Genomic DNA, 18522 nt, shown 5'->3' with positions numbered 1-18522 from the left:
GAGGCTGTTATGTATCAACGCATGGATTTGACGAAACGCAAGACGGCCGCCGTCGTCCGCTATGATGAGACGATTGACCGCGCTCCGGTCGTTGTCGCCCGCGGAACGGGCGCCGTCGCCGATAAAATCTTAGATGAGGCGAGATCACGCGGCGTCGCCATCGAACATGACCATTCGCTCCTTGGCCACCTGCTCGACCTCGACCTCGGGGACGCGATTCCGCCCCAACTGTATGACGTCATGGCCGAAGTGCTATTACTGATTGAAGAACTCGACACCATCAAAGGAGACCCATCATGAATTCGAATCGACTATACGAAATGAGCCCGGAAGAGCTGACCCAAGCGATGCTCCACGCGCTCGTCTATCATTATGCAAACGCCAGGACGGCGACGATTGCCGAACGAAATCGCCATTTACGTCAAGCTCGCGAACTGCTCGCGAAGCTCCACCAAGGACTTCACGACGGCGGCGGTATCATCTCGGCCCAACTCGACGAGCTTTACTTGTATATGGCGAAATCGAGCCTTGAAGCGTTAATCGAACAAGATATGGACAAAATCGAGGAGCTCCACGGCCTCGCGACCGAGCTCGACCAGACATGGGGCCAGGCAATCGAGAATGCTCGTTTAAAGCCCGTACCGGCAGGAGGAAACCGCTATGAAAATTACCAATAACGTGCAAGCACTGAAAGCCTACTCGTCGCTCACGGTCAACCAGGCGACGATGAAGAAGACGATGGATCGCCTCTCGAGCGGTGTCCGCATCAACAAGGCGTCCGACGACGCGGCCGGGCTCGCCATCTCTGAGAAGATGCGCATCCGTCTCGACTCGCTGTCGATGGCCGAACGCAACACCCTCGACGGCATCTCGCTCACGCAGACGCTCGAAGGCGGGATGAGCGAGACCCATTCCCTCCTGCAACGGATGCGCGAGCTGTCGGTCCAAGCGTCGAACGGGACGCTGAGCGGTGATGACGCCAAGGCGATTCAAGACGAGATTGCTGCCCTCACGGATGAAGTGACCCGGATCGCCGAGACGACCGAGTTCAACTCGAAGAAGATCATGAACGGTGACTTTATCGCCGGCAATGAGACACTCTTCTTCCAACTCGGGGCCGGCAGCGGCGAAGGCGTCGTCTTGAACGTCGACGACATGCGCGCCGGCGCGCTCGGAATTGATGGTCTTGACGTGACGACGCAAGGTGGCGCCAATGACGCCATCGCCAAGTTCGATGCCGCGATTCAAAAAGTCTCGCTCGAACGTTCGAAACTCGGCGCCATCCAAAACCGGCTCGAGGCGAATGTGAGCGTCGTCACGATCGGGTCTGAGAACTTGACGGCTTCCGAGTCACGCATCCGCGACGCCGACATGGCACGTGAGATGATGGACTTCGCCCGACTCAACATCTTGAACCAATCCGGCATGGCGATGATCGCCCAATCGAACGCGTTGCCGCAAGGCGTGCTACAATTGTTGAACTAACTTAAGGAAGGACGGATCCCTATGGACATTCGTCGCATCATGGAGACGCAGTCGCTTCACGGCGCCAGTAAGGCGAAACGCCCTGACACCGAGCCCGGCGTCTCGTTCCAGAACGTCATCGGTCAAAAGCGGGAGGACCGCGAGCACGAGCGCTTCCAACGCCAAATCGCGGCCATCCACGAGAAAGGCGAGCTCCTCGCCGAGAGCCAGACGGTCGAGTCGCTCGCTGAATATAAGCAACTCATTAAAGACTTTATGAAAGACGCCGTCGACGCGGCACTCCGCCTCGAGGACAAACGCGGCTTCAACCGCCGCGGCCGCGCCAAGATTTATAAGATTGTCGAACAGGTCGACCAGAAGCTGCTCGCCTTGACCGATCAAGTCATCTCGGGCGAGGCGTCACGTTTGTCGCTCCTCGACCAAGTCGGTGAGATTCGCGGCCTGCTCGTCAACGTATACGTGTGAGGTGAGACAATGGCAGAACATATCTTTTCGAAAAAAGTGAAGTGTCCGTATTGTTTGAAACAGAGCGAGACGCCGCGCGTGCTGTCGCGCCACATCCGGCCGCAGGAAGTCGCGAAGGACGGCTATACGACGTACGATGGCGCCAACCCGTACTTTTATGAGCCGACCGTCTGCAGTCATTGTCATCTCGTCTTCCATGACTCGTTTGACAAGGTACGGAAAAACAATCGCGAGGCGCTCGAGTCGGGCTACTTCGACCGCGTCAACGCCGAGGCGCTCAACGGTGACCGTTCGGCCGAGCACGTCATCCGGCTCTATAAGTTCGCCGTCGTGACGGCCCAATTGAGCGGCCAGAAGCCGTCCGTCGTCGCCATGCTCGGCATGCGGCTCGTCTGGATGTATCGCCTGACGGGGAACGAGGCGTCTGAGAAGGAATGGATGAAGCGGACGCTCGACAAGTACAACGAGGTGCAGGAGGCGTACACGGATCAAATCCGGACCGGCCTCCCGTACGACCAGCTCATGCTGCGGATTGCCGACTTGTCGGCCGCGCTCGGTCTGTATGAGGACGCACGGCGTTGGTACGGCATCTTGCTCGGCAGCAAGGAAGTGTCGGAGCGGATCCGGACCCAGGCCCGGTCACACTGGGAAGATTTTCGAATCGAACACGCTTAAAAGGGAGAGCCGCGGCTCTCCCTTTTCGCATACAAAAAAACCGCGCTCATCCACTCACGGACAAACGCGGTCGGTTCTGTTACGGATGAACCCCCAAACCGAAAGGAGATATACGCGACATGAATCATGTCAAAACCTAAACAGGGCATCCAAGAACCGATCGCGCGGTGGCGTCTTGCACGGTTCATTTTCATTATAATTCGGATTTCGCTATTTTACTATTATTTTTATCACGTACAGATTGGGGTATGGTTAGTAGGAATCCAAAAGAGGTCATCCCATGTTTGAAGCCCGCTATATCGAAACGGTACGCTCGATTTTTCAGGAACAGAAACAGCTCGCCGAAGACGCGTTGAAGCAAGTGAACGATGAGGACATACATCGCGTGCTCGCGAAAGACACGCTCTCGCTCGCGGTCATCGTGCAACACATCTCGAACAACATGAAGTCACGCTGGACCGATTTTTTGACGACGGACGGCGAGAAGCCGGACCGGAACCGTGACGCCGAGTTCGAGGACCAACAACAGTCACGCGCCGAACTGATGGCGACATGGGACGAACGTTGGCAACTGTTGGACGACGTCTTAGTCAGCCTCACGCCGGAAGACCTCGGCAAGACCGTCTTCATCCGCGGCGAAGAGAAGACCGTCATCTGGGCGATCGAGAAGCAAGTGTCGCACTACAGCTATCATGTCGGACAGATTGTCTTTCTCGCGAAAATATTCGCCGGCGAGAACTGGAACGTGTTGACGATTCCGTTGCCGCACCAGCGTAACGACTGACGTCTCGTGAACAAGACGACGATGGCAAGGATGATTCCACACGCTACAATCACCATGGATTTCACACACATAAATGGCCGCACCAGTTCCCTGGAGTGGCCATCCTTTATTTCTCGACGTTGATCGTATATTCGTAGCGGGATTCCCCAATCGACTCATAGTTCGCGTCCGCCGGTCCGTCAATGACGACTTTCACGTCAGCCAACTCTTCTGGCATTGCCTTGACGAAGAAGAGGACGTTACCTTCCTTTTTCACTTTTCCGAGGAACTCGCCGCCAACGTCATCCGAGAACCACAAGTCGGCTGACACTTGTTCTCCCGTATTTGTCACGAGCGTCGCTTGGTTCGGATGGAAACTGATGGTGTCATCAATCGTATTCTCGACGATGACATTCATCGCGACAACCGTCACTTCTTCCTGTCCGTCAAACGAATCTCGATACGTCTCATTGACCGTCAGTCGTGACGTCTGGACTTTATCGATGGCGAAGTTCACGGAGCCGAACGTCTCTTTGATATCGAGCGCTTTGTTCTTCATATAGATATGGTTCGACCCGAGTTCGCTCTCCTGCACTTCTGCATCTTCTGTTGATTCTGCCACCGGTTCTTCCGTCGTTTCAGCCTCGACGACTTCCTCCGTATCGGTTGCCGTCGTCTTCAGTTCATCGGCTTCCCCGCAGCCTACAAGCAGTGTTAAAGGTAAAGCGAGGATCAATCCGTATCGTTTCATGTTCATCTTCATTCTCTCCCTTTTCGTGTGAGTGGTAGTTGATAAGATGAGCATACTGGATTGTCTAGCCTGACCGTTGTAAGAAAATGCGCAGGGTCGTCATCCTAAGTAAATAAAAGTCAAGGTCCGCAATGGGACCTTGACTTCGCATGTTTTATCCTCGTGATCTAAGCTCTTCTTCTTCATACGGATCGGGACCGTCCTCGATTGGCGTATCTTCTTCGATGTACGCTTCAAGTTTAGGGTCACGTTCCACATATTCATCATACGCCCCTTCTGGACCATAGACGAAGTAACGACGATCTTTCGATGACTTAGGCTTTACCTTTTTCTCACTCATCTCGTTTCCCTCCTCTTTCCAGAACAGAAGCAACGGTTACAGTGGTATTTACCCGGTTTTCTACCGGTTTAAATGGTATTGAGTCGATTGTAAATGAAATCAGACGTCTTTGCATCCCTATCAAATGAAATGAAATTTTTTTAGTAGTTGGGTCGTAAATGATGATAATGAATAGATGAGGGGACGATATAGATGATGTTATTGAAAACAGGATTGGTTCGTGGCGTAAAGTGGTTTATGCTATTTGGGTTGCTTGCGATGTATCAATGGTGGAGCGGAAATATGGAAGGTGTACATAATATGCTCGTCTATGGCGGGATGGCATTTTTCCTTGGTCTGACGAGCGTCATCTACGAAGTGAAACGTTGGTCATTCCCGAAACAGATCTTGATTCATTGGGTCACGATGCATGTGACGATTCTGCCGCTCGTCATATTCACTGGTTTTCTGCCGGTGTCGTCACTTCAAGATGCCCTGATGGTTTACTTGAAGTTTAATGTGAGCGGGTTGTTCTTATTTAGCGCATCCTATGTAATACAAAAGGCGCGACGGCAAGTTAAAACTTTATGAACGAAAACAGCTCGAAGGCGCGCCTTCGAGCTGTTTTATGTCTGTTGATCAAACAATCCCGAGAAGTTCGAGTCGACATCCTCGTACGGGTCGACGTACGACTTGACCGTCTTCCGTTCTTGACGCGCCGTCCCGAGCGTCATCCCGAGCCGTTGATGTTCGGCCTCGATTAATCGGGCAATCTGTTGGCTGTCATCGACGAGCTGACGAATCACCGTCTGGTCGGCGTCCTTTAAGTCCGGTCCGTGCGCCGCAAGCAACTGCTCGCGATCGTCGAGCAACTCATGGATTTGATCCATCCACGTGTCATACGTCGGCTCTTCCGGCACTTTAGCTAGCAGGTCTTTTAAACGTTGTGTTTTGAAAATGATCTCATCGATGGGTCTCATGCTTGCTTCGCGAGTTTCATCGCTTCCTTCCACGTGTCGCGAAGCTCGGTCGTAAAGTCGAGCACTTCGTCGAGGATGGTCGTGTCGTTTTTGACATTCGCATCGACGAGACGACGCCACATGTATTCATAAAGCGAGTCTAAGTTCGCCGAGATGGCAACATCCTTGTTCAAAGTCAGGCGCATCTCTTGAAAGATGGCTTGTGTCTTTTGAATATTCGTATTCTTTAAATCTACATTCCCTTGCTCGATGGCGAGTTTGGCGAGGCGCATGAACTTGAGCGCCCCGTCGTACAGCATGAGCGTCAATTCCTGTGGGTTCGCGGTCGTGACCGCATTGTTTTGATATGCTGCATATGGGTTGGCTACCATTTAAATTCCTCCTCTTACATGCCTCCGCCTAAGAACTGTTGCAGTGAGGCGGCTTGCGAGTTCGCCTGGTTCATTGCCGTCTCCATCGCTGCGAAGCGACGGTAGTAGGCATTTTCTTTATCGACTAACAAATCGTTCAAACGCTTGATCCGTGTATCGATTTGCGTCATCTCACGTCCCATCGAGTACGTCGGAGCACCCGAACCATCAGCACCGGCAATCCGAGTAATGGACGATCGTGAGTTAGTCGCTGCATCACGAATTTGTGGAAGTAGCCCACTTTCTGCGTTCGTGAAGAGTTGATACACTTGATCCGGGTCTTTTTCAATGGCAGCTTTAAGCTTTTCTTCGTTCAGCTCAATTTTCCCACCATTGGTAAAATCCGCACCGGTTGAGAGCCCGATTTGGAAGAGTTGTTTCATCCCATCTTCATTAGTACTCGACGTCGCGCTTGACCACTTGCCTCGCATCGTATCCATCGCGCTACGGACAATCGTATCGCCACGAAGCATTCCACTCATCGCTTTTTCTTCCCATTTCTTAATTTCGTCATCAGAAAGTTCATCGCGTTGGGCTTGTGTGAGCGGTGCAAACGAACGGAACCGTTCTTCACGGACTTTCTTATTCATAAGATCAATCGTCTCGTTATACTTATCGACAAATCCTTTGATGTTATCAAAGATTTTTTGTGTGTCGGTTGCAGCAGAAAGCGTCACTGCACCAGACGCGAACTCTGATTTTAACGTGACGGTCATGTTATCAATCGTGACGGTGTTTGAGCTCTGTGTCATCGGAATACCGTTCACTGTGAAGCTTGCATCTGTTCCTGTTTTCGGTAGATTTCCAGGAGCGATACCAAAAGCAGCCTTCGTTGTTGCGTCAAATTCTATGATTGCATTTTCACCGGTCTGCTTTTGAGTAATGGACAGCTTGCCAGAAATCGGTTCGAAAAATGCAGACACCCCTGATTCTTTTCCATTCAAAGCAGTAACTAGGTTCTCCATTGTGGCGTCTTCCGCTACCTTGATCGTCTGAAAGTCTCCGCCTTCAACGGACCGAATTTCAATCTGATAACCAGAAGTATAAGTGGCCGTGGTGCCTGTCGGTATATCAGAACTGTCATTCATCGTTACTTTTCCAGTTGCTTCATCATAAGTATAACTTGAGGCACCAATGAGTGTATTCGTTGCGTCTTTCAGCGAAATAGTCGCTCCGACTTTTGGTTTAGGAGAAAGCGTCCATTCCTTCGTATCAGCAGACAACTTCACTTCTTGTACAGCCGCTTGTAAGTTCATATCCGCAACTTTTGTCGTCTTCGTTACTGCAACTCCATTCTTATCTTTAGGCTCAACGACTTGGGTAGCAGCTGTTGCGAGCTGACTGACAGATTCGATACGTATTGCCGTGTTTCCACTAGATGGTCCTGCTACGACAGAGACACGTGATTCATCAGATGAGCTAGACGTTTTGGCGTAAAAATTGCGACTGAACATGAGATCGACCGCACTGTTTCGAAGGGTCATGAGCGAACGGTTGATTTCGCGGTACGCATCTCGTTTCCATTCGGTCGTCTGTTTTTGTTGTTCAAGTTTATCGACTGGCATACGTTCAGCTTGCATCAATTGCTTGATAATTGAATCGGTATCAATTCCACTGGCGAGTCCGCCAAATCGGATTGGTGACGTCATAATATACCTCCTTTAAATACGTTCATCGAAGAGTTGATTGAATTCCATAAATGCCGCAAAAAAATCGAGCGACTTCTTACTTGGAATCTCCCGGATGACTTCGTTGTTCGTATCTACGATTTGAATATAGAAGTCATTCAATTTCTCATGTTTCATGAACTTTAAACCGGTACGTTGTTGCTCTAGTACAAGATTCGCCTTCTCGACAGCCGCCTCTAGTTTTGTAACGTGTTGAGGCGTCGGAAGAATGACAATCCCTTCGTCTGCGAGCGCTTTTTGATTCGCTTCGACGAACACGTTTTTTGTTTGTTCATACGGCAAGACAGAAGAAGGTAGGTGAAGCCGGACTTCAGACATAATCGGATTCATAAACTTCTACTCCTCATTTTCATTGTTCTCACATACTATATCGGTTCACCACACTATATTTTTCAGTTTTATTGATGGGTTAAAAAACTATGCAGTAATATAAATGAATATTTAAACATTATGTTCTAGTCGAATTTACTTTTCATCTTCTTAAACCATAAATTACATTAAACCCTCTACTTTTTCTACATTGGTATTCCGACTATCAAAAATAAAATCGGGAACAAATAATATAGAGTAGTAATTTGAAGAGAATCGAGGAGGATGCATGATGGAATGGGACGAATTGACCGTGTTTGAGAAAAGTTTATTGTTAGGAACATTATTAGGAGATGGGACCATTACACGAACAAATGCAAAAGTAGCCCCGAAGAATGGACTACAGTATCGCGAACATTTTTCAGTCAAACAAATGGAGTATCGTGAGTGGAAATTAAAGAGCGTCCCTCGAGTATTCGAAGGAATTAAAGTGAGAAAGACAGGAACAAGTGCAGAACTGTATTCAAGTAAAGATCAGTTATTTACTTGGTTACGAGAACAATGTTATGACGACCGAAAAAAGCAGATTCCGGTACACTTATTAGAAGACTGTGTTCATCCCGTTTTTTTACTGGCTCTGTATTTAGACGACGGTAGTCTATCACTGACAAAATCTACGCGATCCAAATTGAATCAAATGATCATCACTCCACATATCTATCTTCATCTCCAAGCCTTTTATCCTGAGGAACTTGAAGTATTAAGTGCATTTATAGCGCGAACCTTCCATCATCGTTTCGTATTGAGTCGCCGTTCTGATGGTCACTTCTATACACTTCGTATTCAAAAAACAGAAGAAGCGATTCGTTTCTTAAATGAGTTCACTCCTTATGCGTATGCCATTCCATCCATGCGTAAAAAACTTGATTGGGATTATCGATTACAGATTGAACGAGAACAACACCCGGATATGAACGTCATTTCTTCAAAAGCAAAAAATGATTATACGACAGATGAGATTGAGTTTATCATTCGATCAAAGCAGATCGGAATGACAGACGCCACGATTGCCCAGCAGATAGGTCGTACTTACTGGTCGGTGGTGTATAAATGGCAAGATATCAAAAAGAATTATTTGAAGGAAGATATAGTCGCCTATGTATATTAAAAAATGTCCGTCCCTCAAAACTGAGAGACGAACATTTTCATAGGTTAGTTCTAGTGTATGTTGGTTAAGAGCAAAGTAAATCTTAACGGAGAAGTTGAAGAACCGCTTGCGGCTGTTGGTTCGATTGGGCCATCATTGCCTGGGCTGCCTGGTTCAAGATGTTGTTCTTTGTAAAGTTCATCATCTCTTTTGCCATGTCGACGTCACGGATACGTGATTCTGCGGCTTGAAGGTTTTCAGCCGACGTGCTTAAGTTGTTGATTGTGTGCTCGAGACGGTTTTGGTTTGCACCTAGTTTCGAACGTTCAGCCGAAACCATTTCAATAGCGTCATTCACAATTGTAATTGAACCGTCAGCGTCATCTAGCAATCCACCTGAATTGGTAGCAGGAAGACTCACATCAGCAACTTTTAAATCTGTAAGCTTACTACCAGCAGCAGTACTACCTAAAGTTGAGCTGTCCATCTGAGAGATACTCAAAACTAATGTTTGACCAGCATTTGCCCCAATGTGGAAATTTAGATTAGCAGCATCAGCAACTCCAGAAGCCGCGTCAGCTTCACCGTTCAGGAGTTTCTTCGTGTTGAATTCAGTATCTGTAGAAATACGATCAATTTCCGTAATTAATTCGTTGAATTCTTTTTGTAGTTCTTTACGGTCAGTCAGCGTGTTTGTATCATTCGAACCTTGAACAGCGAGTTCACGCATACGTTGAAGGATTGAATGCGTCTCATTCAATGCTCCTTCAGCTGTTTGAATGAGAGAAATTCCATCCTGCGCGTTTTTTGATGCCATATCAAGACCACGAATCTGTCCGCGCATCTTTTCTGAGATTGCAAGGCCAGCAGCATCATCACCAGCACGGTTGATGCGAAGTCCTGAAGATAATTTCTCCATTGCTTTGCCCGTCTGTGCTGTGTTGAATGACATGTTGCGGTGCGCATTCATCGAGTTAAGGTTATGGTTAATAATCATTGTAATTTCCCTCCATAGATATGATATGACCAAGTCCTTTTGGTCATTTTAATTTAATTTTTAACGAAGAAGCTGAAGTACCGCTTGCGGCTGTTGGTTCGATTGGGCCATCATTGCCTGCGCAGCTTGGTTAAGGATATTGTTCTTCGTGAAGTTCATCATTTCTTTTGCCATGTCAACGTCACGGATACGTGACTCAGCTGCTTGAAGGTTTTCAGCAGACGTGCTCAAGTTGTTAATTGTGTGCTCAAGACGGTTTTGAGTAGCGCCGAGTTTTGAACGTTCGCCTGAGACTGTTTCAATAGCATCACTAATTTCTGTTATAGCAGTGTTTGCATCTGCCTGGTTAGCCACACTAATTCCAGCCGTATCTGCTTCATTAGTACCAGTACCGACACCTAAAGTTGTAGCATCCATTTTACCAATAACTAAAGTGAGGCTTTGACTAGCGTTCGCCCCGATTTGGAATACTTTCCCATCATTATCTGAACCATCTAATAGTTTTTGTGAGTTGAACTCTGTCGTTGCAGAAATTCTTGTAATTTCTTTAGCGAGTTGAGTAACCTCTTTTTGAATCTCTACACGATCTTTATCAGTGTTTGTATCTGTTGAAGATTGGACTGCAAGTTCACGCATCCGTTGAAGGATTGAGTGTGTTTCATTCAAAGCACCTTCAGCTGTTTGAATCATTGAGATACCATCTTGCGCGTTTTTCGAAGCCATATCAAGACCACGAATCTGTCCGCGCATTTTTTCAGAGATTGCAAGACCAGCAGCATCATCACCAGCACGGTTGATGCGAAGTCCTGAAGATAATTTCTCCATTGCTTTACCAGTTTGTGCTGTGTTGAATGACATGTTGCGGTGTGCGTTCATCGAGTTAAGGTTGTGATTAATAATCATTGTAATTTCCCTCCATAGGTTTGAGTTTTTTCCGCTCTTCCAAATCCATTTGTCCGAGCATACAAGGCTTAGCCGGCCCCTCACCTTGTATTAGTTGGAACGTTTTATCGTTTCCATACTCTATATCGGAGTAGTCTACTGAATGTTTAATCCTTTTTTGAATTCATATATTATTGGCACTTTATAAATTTTGTTACATTTCTTAATATCAAACGACGGTTTGTCAAATTAAGCGCAACACTTCCTCGGTGAAGGCCTCGTGTGTGGTTTTCCAGTCCAGGCACTTTCTCGGTCGCCCGTTGATCTTGGCCAGCGCATCCGCGAGTTCACCGTCACCGACCTGCGCGAAGTCCGTTCCTTTCGGGAAGAACTCGCGGAGGAGCCCGTTGGCGTTCTCGTTGCTCCCCCGTTGCCACGATGAGTACGGGTCGGCGAAATACATCGGCACGCCGAGCGACGCCTGGATGCGCTCGTGACCGCTGAACTCCTTGCCCCGGTCCGTCGTCGCCGTCTCGAACGTGCCTTCCGGGAAGGCACCGTGCACCGCATGGATTGCCCCCTCCATCGAGGCCGCGGTGCGGTCCGCGATTGGCAGGGCGAGATAGAACCGGCTCTTCCGCTCGACGAACGTCGCGACGCACGCCTTCGATTTCCCACGTCCGGAGACGACGGTGTCGAGCTCCCAATGCCCGAATGTCCGGCGACCCCTGACCTCTGGAGGTCGTTTCGAGATGGGGAGACCGACGTTGATGCGACCGCGCGTCTCGGTCGGCTTTTGACGTTTCCCCTTCTGGCGGAGCACGGTCACGGGCACGTCGATCCGTCCCGCATAGATCCAGCGGTAGATGGTGGAGAAGGCAATTTTTCCTGCGTAGAGGCGGCCGACGATCTGTTCTGGTGACCAGGTCGCACGCAGCTTCTCGACGATCGTCCGGCGCATCGTGTCGTCGAGCTTCGTCTTGACGCCGCAATGGGTTTTCGCCTTCTCGTAGCGTTTCTGCGCACGTCCTGACTCGTAGCCGGGGTTCCGTCTGATCTCCCGCGAGACGGTCGAGGGCTGTCGCCCGATCCGTCTCGCGATGGACCGGATGGACATCCCGAGCTCCAGATAGGTCTCTATTTTCACGCGCTCCGTTGTGGTAAGATGGGTGTAGCTCATAGCGATTCCTCCGTATGAATGTTTGTGTCGTAACTTCATTCTAAACGAGGCCATCGCTGTGGGCTTTTTTTGCGTTCACGTTCAGATGTTGCACTTAATTTTATAATTCATCAAACAAAAAACATGAGCCGCAATTGTTTAAAACTAATGTTCAGAAAAAATATCGCATTAGTTAGAGAATACACTAATAATATGTATCGACCCGCAATCCCCCCCTTCTTCCCCCCTCTAGAAGGCAGAAAATCAAAGGAGAACCCTGTTTTTAGAGGACAGACCGCTTTTTTACTATACTGCCTAATACGATAATATTGATGTAGGCCGAGGTAGTTAGCTGATGTGCTGAATAAAAGCTAGCAGGAGGATTTTTATGAAGACAATCGAAGAAATTGTAAGAAAGGCGCATGATTCTTTATTATCATCACCTGTACCGAATGAGTATTCAATTTTTTTCCAGATATCAGGGCTTGGTTTCATGCTAAAGAAAAAGTTCGAAAGAATTGGTTACTTCGATACACGAGAAAAATTGTCTGAGATGGGGAGTATCGCAACTTTAGCTAAAAATGAAAATAAATTTGTTATGAGATTCTTCATTTACGAGAATCGTTTCGGAGCGGAATGTAATAATGAAAACAAAGTTCATTCGCTAAATTTAAAAAATCAATTAATTAAAAACTCAGAAAAAGAACAAATTCTCTTTTATAAATTTATTCTTCTTCACGAATTTAAACATTTCATGCAACTATTAAGCGGTGATTTGACATTCGAGACTATCGCTTCTTCCGAAAATCAATCAGTTCATTACCAAGACAGAAATTATGAAAAAGAAGCGAATGACTTCGCAAGTAACGTCTTGCGTGAAGAGTTATTAGCATACCCAATGGTCCCGAAAAAGCTAAAAGTCAATATGTAATACAAAAGGTGGGTACAAGGGTTGTTATTGATCTAGCCACCCGCCTTTCTGAATTAATCACTCATTTATCATTTCAGAGATCACTTTTCACTTCACCATCAATTTCTCCACAAACCCCGTCTCCGTCTTTCCTACAATCGCTAGCTCAAGCATCTTAATGATTGCCTCACACTCTAGACGTGACATCCCGAACGACAGATTCGACTTTCGGAAACCTGCTGCCGGCTGGGAATTGTCTGTCTTTGATTTTTATCTAAGCCACTGACCTCTGCTATAGGCCGCGTTGCGTTGATTTTCCGAAATCGACCATCTCCTCATCGACTGCCGTCAAAACAAACATCACGTCGAAGTTGAGTTCATAGGCGATCAACTCGCTCGCCCGGTCCTTGTCCATCACCACGTCTCCCACAATGAGACATCCTTCTAGCTGTGGTGGAGCAAAAAAGCGCATGCTCTCGCATACGCTTTAAGGATTACGCTTCTACCTTCACTTGCTCCGTCTCATTCTGCAAACTCTCCGCGACACGGACGAGCTCCGTCATCGCGCCGTTCACTTCACCGAGACTGGCCGCCTGTTGGCTCGCCGCCGACGTGACTTCCGTCGCGTAGCGTGACGCCTCTTCGACCATGCCGACAATTCCGGCCGAGTTCGTGACGACCGAGTCGATCTGTCCGCGTGACTCATCCAAGAGCGCATCGACCGAATGGACGTGGCTGTACACTTCGTTTGCCGAGTTGTGGATTGATGCGAACGCACCGCCCGCCTTCTCGACGAGACCGACGCCCGTCTCCACTTCCGCTTTCACGTTCGCCATCGAGGACGACGTATCGCCGACGAGACGTTTGACGTCGACAATCAAATCCGTGATCTCTTGCGTCGAGTTCGCCGTCTGTTCAGCGAGCTTCTTGACCTCGGCCGCAACGACCGCGAAGCCGCGCCCATGTTCGCCAGCCCGTGCCGCTTCAATCGACGCGTTCAAGGCGAGCAAGTTCGTCTGCGCCGAGATGTCGCTGATAACGTCCGTGATGCGCGAAATTTCGCCCGTCATCTCTGTCAACTTGCTGTTGAGCGTCGACGATTGCTCAACTTTGCCAGCAATCGCATGCATCGCATCGACCGACGACGAGGCGAGGCCTTTGCCGCTCTCCGCCTCTTGTTGCATCTCACTCGCTGATTCAAGCGCTGAGCCCATCTCGTTGCGGATCTTCTCCATCGTCCGAGCGACGGCACCGAGCAAATCCATCGAGCTGTACGTCGCGCTGACGTTATCCTCGAGCATCTTGTTCAAGGCGTCCATCGCTTGACGGATGTTCTCGCCGGCGATATTGCCTTCTTGGACCGCTGCCGCAATCTCTTGTGCCGAACCTGTGAGCTGGTCCGCCGTATAGCGCATGTTCGTCCCTTGTTCACGTAGGTGTCCGACCATGTTGTCCATCGAGAGGAGCAGACGCCCCATCTCCGAACGGTCTGTCGTCGTCTCGTCCGCGAACGCGACCGTCAAATCGCCGTTGCCGACCTCGACTGCCTTGTCCGACGCCAATTCGATGGCTTTGAGCGGACGACGGGCGATCAAGTAGATGACGGCGCCACCAATCACTGAAATAAGCAAGGCCACGGCCGTCCCGACGAGCATGACCTGACCTTTCGCCATCTCAAGCTCCGTGAGTAATAAGAGCGTGATCCAGCCGACCGCTCCGCCCGTGATAAAGGATGTGACCAAAATCCAAGCGAGCAGTTGGGTCGTAAAGTTTTTGAATAGCTTCACTATGAGTTCCTCCTCTGTGTAATTCATCACCTACTATATCGTCCAAATCCCAGCTTTTGTATAGCGTTTTCAGTTGAAGTTTTGGTCAATGAAAAAACGCCCTCGTCACCGAGAGCGTCTTGATTAAAAACGGTCATCTTCACTTGTCTTACGTTCTTCGTTATGCGTCGTCATAAGTGCATCCAGCGCGAGCGCAATCGCGGCTGCCCAGTGTAGCACCATGCCGATGAGCGGGATGACCCCGAGTACCGAAGCCGTGATGCCGACGATTGCCCCGACTGAAATTCGTTTCAGCCGCGACACCGATAAGACGAGCAAGATGATATGGAACACGAGCATGAACCCGAGCGGTGTGTAGCCCATACTGATGATGAACAGCCCACCGATTGCCGGGATGCCGAGGAACGCCTCGAACGCGGCACCGAGCCATTTCAAATTCCGAACCATTCGTCTCACCTCACAGTTCTAATAGATAGAACTCATAGCCGCCGTTTTCAGCGAACCCGGCCCGCTTGTAAATCTCGAGCGCGGCCTTGTTCTCCGTCTCGACGTCGAGCTCGAGCTTCGTCCGGCCCATGCGGAACAGTTGCTGGACCATCTGCTTCAACATCTTCGTGCCGTAGCCCTTGCCTTGCTCGGCCGCCTTGACGCCGAACGCATGGATGCTACCGGCATCTTCGCCCGAAAGGAGGGCACGAATGACCCCGACCGGACGACCGTCGACCTCACCGATGTACGTCACGCGGTCCGGCGTATCGATCTGTTGATAGATGTTCTCTGTCACGTCTACGGGGTCGCCGAACGCTTCAGAGAGCGTCTCGATGATGAGCGAACGGTCGGCGTCCGTCGCCTCGCGGAGCGACACTTCGTCCGGCTTCAAGAACAGCTCGGCTTTTTTCAGCACCAAGTTATATTCTGAGAACTGGTACGCCGCGCCAAGATGGTCGATGACCGCCTTGCCGTCCTTCGATTTGCGATCGATGACGAACGTGAACGCTTCACAGCCATTCTGTTTCGCGTCCTGTTTCGCCGTTTCAAAGAGCGCCTTGAAGACGCCTTGTTTCCGATAGTCCGGATGCACGAGCGCGTTCACTTCATACTCGTTCGGGAGATACGGGAAGAGCACCATATAGCCGACGAGCGCGTCACCGTCATAGACGGCGTAGTCGTTCTGTCCGACCGTCACGTGACCGATTTTCACATCGATTTTGTCAAACGTGTTGACCGCTGCTTCGAGCGCTGCGACCTGGTCTGCCTGTCTTACTTCTTCTACTGTCCAATTCATGAAATCACCTCACGTCATATTGTAGCACAATCGAAAAAGCCCGCCGTAGCGGGCGGACTCATAACGTCCGGAATTCGAGCTCTGGGAGCGTCTCGAGGAGCTCCGCAATCTCGTCCGTGTGCGCCTCGGCACCTGGAACGGCCTCGGTCGGTTCGACCCAGAAGAACGTCTTGTCGCTCGCACCGAGGTAGTTGCCGTAGCCGACTTCCTGGGCGAACGCCTCTTCCGATAGTTCACGGTCAATCAAGTCCAAATGGAACAACAATTGGTCGTCGCCGTCCTCGACGTTATAGTAGAGGTCGAACGTGCCGTAGCTGTTCTTGTCGCCGACATCGACGACGTCCTGCGCCTTCTCGATATAGACGTCCCCCCGCTCAATCGCCTCGACAATTTTCGACGGGAGAATGATCTCGTACCCGAGCTCACGGTCACGGATCGTCTGCGTCGTGTCGTCAGTCCGCCCTCTGGACGAAACGACACCGACCGTTGCGACGAGGGCACCCGTCACGCCGAGCGCGACCGCCCACTTCATTGTTTTGTTCATATGGATTCACTCCTCTTTGGTCTAGCCATGAGACGATTATCGCACAAAATGACCGTAAATCATTAAATATTCTGAAAAAATGTTTAGGGATGCGTTGACGCACGTCCGTCAATCCCATACGATGAAGATATCGTATTATAGAAAAGAGGAACTGATATGTCAAACGAACAACAATTGTCACGCGCACAGCTCGACGCGCTCTTAAAGAACGTCTTCGCCCTTCAAATCCCGGTCATTGAGAAGTTCATGACCGACCTGTTCAGAAAGTACGTCTCGACTGCGTCCACGTTCAAACAGGACATGGACACGATGAAAGCGACAGAATGGCATAAGCAGTTCTTCGGTCAGAAAGTGATGCCGCACTTGTTCATCGAGAACCTTGGCTTCGGCGCGTCGTTCCGTCATCAGGAGCAAGACAAAGTCGTCAAAATCCCGGACAATATGACAGTCGTCAAACCGGACTCGGACGACCAGATCGAAGAGATTCTCCAAAACCTCGACAAGACGATGGCGTCGATGGACAACATCAAAAACAAAGGACTCGTCAAAAAGTTCTATAAAGAGACGCTCGAACTCATCTGCCAGCTCGGTAGCCGGACTGGGATGATGGACGAGTTTTATGAGCAAGTCAAAGGCAGCTTAACGAAAGCATGACCCGCCATCCACGTCCTCGGACGTGGATTTTTTTAATGACCGTTCCTTGGCTCGAACACGGCGAGACGCTCGATATTGGCCAAAATCGGTTTCGCCTTCCCAATCAACGTCTGCGTCGTCTCAAGCGACAGCGATTGTTGATGCGCCTCCATACTTGCCCACACCTCATAGACGACAATCGACTCATCGTCGAGCGAGATGTTCACCCGGTACGCCGCGCACGTCGGCTCTCGTTCCATCGCCGTAGCGGCCTCGAGCAAAATCGCGAGTAGCGTCTCGCGCTCACCTGGTACGGCCGTCAGTTTCCCAATCAATCCATAGGACATGTTCATCCCTCCTTCCCGTATCGATTCGCCGCAACGTGCGGCTTTTCCTCCACCTTGAACTGGCTACGGCTATGCAGCACGACCCCGACCATGACGAGCGAGATGCCGATGAGCGACAGTCCGGACGGCAGATGCGCTTGGAGAAAAATCAACTCGCCGATGAGCGCGAACAGCACCTCGAGCGCCTGGGTCGCCTCGACCGTGGCCAGTTTCCCCATATCGTGTTTGACGAGGTCGGTCGCCTTGAAGAAGAGCACTGTCGCGACGACGCCCGATAACAGTGCGACGAGTAGCGTCTGCGTCAGTTGCGAGCTCGATGGCGCCCCCGTCGTCAACCCGTAACCGAACAGGAGGAGCCAGACCGGGAGCGAACCGATACACATACCAAGGATACGCTCGAACACGTCGAGGTCGGTGTGGGCCATCATCTTCCGGTTGCCGAGCGGATAGGCGAACGCGGCAATCAATACCGGCACCACCCCAATCCATAGGAAACGCGGCTCAAAGTCGGCGAGGAACTCGACTTGCATCAAGACGACGCCGAACAGGATGAGTCCCGAGAAGCGGAGCGCCGTCCACGGAATCCGCTCCCGCGTCCCGTCACTCCGACGGAACAGCGGCGACAACAGCGCCCCGGCGATGATCGTCACTTGCCACGTGCCGGCGATGAGCCAAGGCGGGGCGACCTCGGCGGCGAGACAGATTGGGACGTAAAACAGACCGAAGCCGACCGTCCCCCAGACGAGCCACGGCCATGGCTGATCGACGATGGCGCGGCGCACCCGCGTCATGCCACCCCGGACGGCCACGACGAGCATGAGCAGTGGAATCATGAACAGGAAGCGGAGCGAGGCGCTATACGCCCAACTCCCCCCGCCGACCTGCATCGATTCATTCAAGACGAACGTGCTCGCAAAAAACAAGGCGGCGAGCACACCTAATAACAATGGACGCATACGTTCTCTCCTTTCTGAATCCCCACTTGT

General features: G+C 50.4%; 26 protein-coding genes. 10 read left to right on the top strand and 16 right to left on the bottom strand.

What is annotated here, in order from left to right; genetic code table 11:
• The first annotated feature begins 9 nt into the window (after nucleotides 1–9).
• From ACZ2GZ_RS04385 to ACZ2GZ_RS04360, 6 genes are all read left to right on the top strand, one after another.
• Complete coding sequence (locus ACZ2GZ_RS04385; RefSeq protein ID WP_131472867.1) at nucleotides 10–300, top strand: EscU/YscU/HrcU family type III secretion system export apparatus switch protein; 291 nt, start codon at nucleotides 10–12, stop codon at nucleotides 298–300.
• Complete coding sequence (locus ACZ2GZ_RS04380) at nucleotides 297–677, top strand: flagellar protein FliS (RefSeq protein ID WP_214715966.1); 381 nt, start codon at nucleotides 297–299, stop codon at nucleotides 675–677. The genes ACZ2GZ_RS04385 and ACZ2GZ_RS04380 overlap by 4 nt, the downstream gene beginning before the upstream one ends.
• Nucleotides 661–1485: a flagellin N-terminal helical domain-containing protein gene (locus ACZ2GZ_RS04375; RefSeq protein WP_131472868.1), complete on the top strand. Its 825-nt coding sequence runs from the start codon at nucleotides 661–663 to the stop codon at nucleotides 1483–1485. Before ACZ2GZ_RS04380 ends, ACZ2GZ_RS04375 begins: the two co-directional genes overlap by 17 nt.
• A 21-nt stretch (nucleotides 1486–1506) precedes the next feature.
• Nucleotides 1507–1950: a YaaR family protein gene (locus ACZ2GZ_RS04370; protein WP_131472869.1), complete on the top strand. Its 444-nt coding sequence runs from the start codon at nucleotides 1507–1509 to the stop codon at nucleotides 1948–1950.
• 9 nt (nucleotides 1951–1959) lie between these two features.
• Entirely contained in the window at nucleotides 1960–2625 is a 666-nt protein-coding gene (locus tag ACZ2GZ_RS04365) for a DUF2225 domain-containing protein (RefSeq protein ID WP_131472870.1), read from the top strand.
• Nucleotides 2626–2905: 280 nt separating this feature from the next.
• Complete coding sequence (locus ACZ2GZ_RS04360) at nucleotides 2906–3409, top strand: DUF1572 family protein (protein ID WP_214715968.1); 504 nt, start codon at nucleotides 2906–2908, stop codon at nucleotides 3407–3409.
• A gap of 106 nt (nucleotides 3410–3515) precedes the next feature.
• Here the strand turns inward: ACZ2GZ_RS04360 and ACZ2GZ_RS04355 are convergent, their stop codons facing one another.
• Together ACZ2GZ_RS04355 and ACZ2GZ_RS04350 are read right to left on the bottom strand one after the other, a co-directional pair.
• Nucleotides 3516–4145 (bottom strand): DUF4352 domain-containing protein, encoded by a 630-nt coding sequence (locus tag ACZ2GZ_RS04355; protein WP_214715970.1) that lies wholly within the window; start codon nucleotides 4143–4145, stop codon nucleotides 3516–3518.
• Nucleotides 4146–4293: 148 nt separating this feature from the next.
• Nucleotides 4294–4479 (bottom strand): hypothetical protein, encoded by a 186-nt coding sequence (locus ACZ2GZ_RS04350; RefSeq protein ID WP_214715971.1) that lies wholly within the window; start codon nucleotides 4477–4479, stop codon nucleotides 4294–4296.
• Between the two features lie 192 nt (nucleotides 4480–4671).
• Here ACZ2GZ_RS04350 and ACZ2GZ_RS04345 point away from each other — a divergent pair, with 192 nt between their 5' ends.
• A complete protein-coding gene (locus ACZ2GZ_RS04345) occupies nucleotides 4672–5049 on the top strand; it encodes a DUF3021 family protein (protein ID WP_214715973.1) in 378 nt (125 codons plus the stop codon).
• A 35-nt stretch (nucleotides 5050–5084) separates the two neighbouring features.
• On the opposite strand, the gene ACZ2GZ_RS04340 is transcribed toward ACZ2GZ_RS04345, so the two are convergent.
• Genes ACZ2GZ_RS04340 through ACZ2GZ_RS04325 form a run of 4 tightly spaced genes read right to left on the bottom strand, consistent with a single transcriptional unit; the run spans nucleotide 5085 to nucleotide 7866 of the window.
• The gene (locus ACZ2GZ_RS04340; protein WP_029595022.1) at nucleotides 5085–5438 is read right to left on the bottom strand and encodes a flagellar protein FliT; all 354 of its coding nucleotides are present in this window, start codon (nucleotides 5436–5438) and stop codon (nucleotides 5085–5087) included.
• Nucleotides 5435–5809 (bottom strand): flagellar export chaperone FliS, encoded by a 375-nt coding sequence (gene fliS / locus ACZ2GZ_RS04335; RefSeq protein ID WP_214715981.1) that lies wholly within the window; start codon nucleotides 5807–5809, stop codon nucleotides 5435–5437. Before fliS ends, ACZ2GZ_RS04340 begins: the two co-directional genes overlap by 4 nt.
• 14 nt (nucleotides 5810–5823) lie before the next feature.
• Nucleotides 5824–7497 (bottom strand): flagellar filament capping protein FliD, encoded by a 1674-nt coding sequence (gene fliD / locus ACZ2GZ_RS04330; protein ID WP_214715995.1) that lies wholly within the window; start codon nucleotides 7495–7497, stop codon nucleotides 5824–5826.
• A 12-nt stretch (nucleotides 7498–7509) separates the two neighbouring features.
• Nucleotides 7510–7866 carry a flagellar protein FlaG gene (locus ACZ2GZ_RS04325; RefSeq protein WP_214715997.1) on the bottom strand — a complete coding sequence of 119 codons (357 nt, stop codon included), beginning with the start codon at nucleotides 7864–7866 and terminating at the stop codon, nucleotides 7510–7512.
• Nucleotides 7867–8137: 271 nt separating this feature from the next.
• Between ACZ2GZ_RS04325 and ACZ2GZ_RS04320 the strand changes: the two genes are divergently transcribed.
• Nucleotides 8138–9013, top strand: a complete 876-nt coding sequence (locus ACZ2GZ_RS04320) for a hypothetical protein (RefSeq protein ID WP_214715999.1) — start codon at nucleotides 8138–8140, stop codon at nucleotides 9011–9013.
• An 82-nt stretch (nucleotides 9014–9095) separates the two neighbouring features.
• Here ACZ2GZ_RS04320 and hag (ACZ2GZ_RS04315) read toward each other — a convergent pair whose 3' ends face one another.
• From hag (ACZ2GZ_RS04315) to ACZ2GZ_RS04305, 3 genes are all read right to left on the bottom strand, one after another.
• Nucleotides 9096–9989, bottom strand: coding sequence for a flagellin Hag (hag, locus tag ACZ2GZ_RS04315; RefSeq protein ID WP_214716007.1), 894 nt, complete (start codon nucleotides 9987–9989; stop codon nucleotides 9096–9098).
• Nucleotides 9990–10049: 60 nt separating this feature from the next.
• Nucleotides 10050–10892 (bottom strand): flagellin Hag, encoded by an 843-nt coding sequence (gene hag, locus ACZ2GZ_RS04310; RefSeq protein ID WP_214716014.1) that lies wholly within the window; start codon nucleotides 10890–10892, stop codon nucleotides 10050–10052.
• Between the two features lie 223 nt (nucleotides 10893–11115).
• A complete protein-coding gene (locus tag ACZ2GZ_RS04305) occupies nucleotides 11116–12051 on the bottom strand; it encodes an IS30 family transposase (RefSeq protein ID WP_470295575.1) in 936 nt (311 codons plus the stop codon).
• Nucleotides 12052–12418: 367 nt separating this feature from the next.
• Between ACZ2GZ_RS04305 and ACZ2GZ_RS04300 the strand changes: the two genes are divergently transcribed.
• Complete coding sequence (locus ACZ2GZ_RS04300; RefSeq protein ID WP_214716482.1) at nucleotides 12419–12961, top strand: hypothetical protein; 543 nt, start codon at nucleotides 12419–12421, stop codon at nucleotides 12959–12961.
• A 271-nt stretch (nucleotides 12962–13232) separates the two neighbouring features.
• Here the strand turns inward: ACZ2GZ_RS04300 and ACZ2GZ_RS04295 are convergent, their stop codons facing one another.
• From ACZ2GZ_RS04295 to ACZ2GZ_RS04275, 5 genes are all read right to left on the bottom strand, one after another.
• Nucleotides 13233–13370, bottom strand: coding sequence for a hypothetical protein (locus ACZ2GZ_RS04295; RefSeq protein ID WP_214716480.1), 138 nt, complete (start codon nucleotides 13368–13370; stop codon nucleotides 13233–13235).
• A gap of 64 nt (nucleotides 13371–13434) precedes the next feature.
• A complete protein-coding gene (locus ACZ2GZ_RS04290) occupies nucleotides 13435–14727 on the bottom strand; it encodes a methyl-accepting chemotaxis protein (RefSeq protein ID WP_214716478.1) in 1293 nt (430 codons plus the stop codon).
• A gap of 123 nt (nucleotides 14728–14850) precedes the next feature.
• The gene (locus ACZ2GZ_RS04285; RefSeq protein WP_214716477.1) at nucleotides 14851–15174 is read right to left on the bottom strand and encodes a hypothetical protein; all 324 of its coding nucleotides are present in this window, start codon (nucleotides 15172–15174) and stop codon (nucleotides 14851–14853) included.
• A gap of 10 nt (nucleotides 15175–15184) precedes the next feature.
• The gene (locus ACZ2GZ_RS04280; RefSeq protein WP_214716475.1) at nucleotides 15185–16012 is read right to left on the bottom strand and encodes a GNAT family N-acetyltransferase; all 828 of its coding nucleotides are present in this window, start codon (nucleotides 16010–16012) and stop codon (nucleotides 15185–15187) included.
• Nucleotides 16013–16070: 58 nt separating this feature from the next.
• On the bottom strand, nucleotides 16071–16556 hold the full coding sequence (locus tag ACZ2GZ_RS04275; protein WP_021066569.1) for a hypothetical protein: 486 nt from the start codon (nucleotides 16554–16556) through the stop codon (nucleotides 16071–16073).
• Nucleotides 16557–16712: 156 nt separating this feature from the next.
• Here ACZ2GZ_RS04275 and ACZ2GZ_RS04270 point away from each other — a divergent pair, with 156 nt between their 5' ends.
• On the top strand, nucleotides 16713–17210 hold the full coding sequence (locus ACZ2GZ_RS04270; protein ID WP_021066568.1) for a hypothetical protein: 498 nt from the start codon (nucleotides 16713–16715) through the stop codon (nucleotides 17208–17210).
• A gap of 32 nt (nucleotides 17211–17242) precedes the next feature.
• Here the strand turns inward: ACZ2GZ_RS04270 and ACZ2GZ_RS04265 are convergent, their stop codons facing one another.
• Both ACZ2GZ_RS04265 and ACZ2GZ_RS04260 read right to left on the bottom strand, forming a co-directional pair.
• Complete coding sequence (locus ACZ2GZ_RS04265) at nucleotides 17243–17536, bottom strand: putative quinol monooxygenase (RefSeq protein ID WP_035385647.1); 294 nt, start codon at nucleotides 17534–17536, stop codon at nucleotides 17243–17245.
• Between the two features lie 2 nt (nucleotides 17537–17538).
• Nucleotides 17539–18492 carry a DMT family transporter gene (locus ACZ2GZ_RS04260; RefSeq protein WP_214716473.1) on the bottom strand — a complete coding sequence of 318 codons (954 nt, stop codon included), beginning with the start codon at nucleotides 18490–18492 and terminating at the stop codon, nucleotides 17539–17541.
• Between the last annotated feature and the right edge of the window lie 30 nt (nucleotides 18493–18522).

This window comes from Exiguobacterium sp. KKT215, assembly GCF_055635335.1.
Note: the sequence above shows the minus strand (reverse complement) of the source record. Positions and strands in the feature narration are given on the sequence as shown.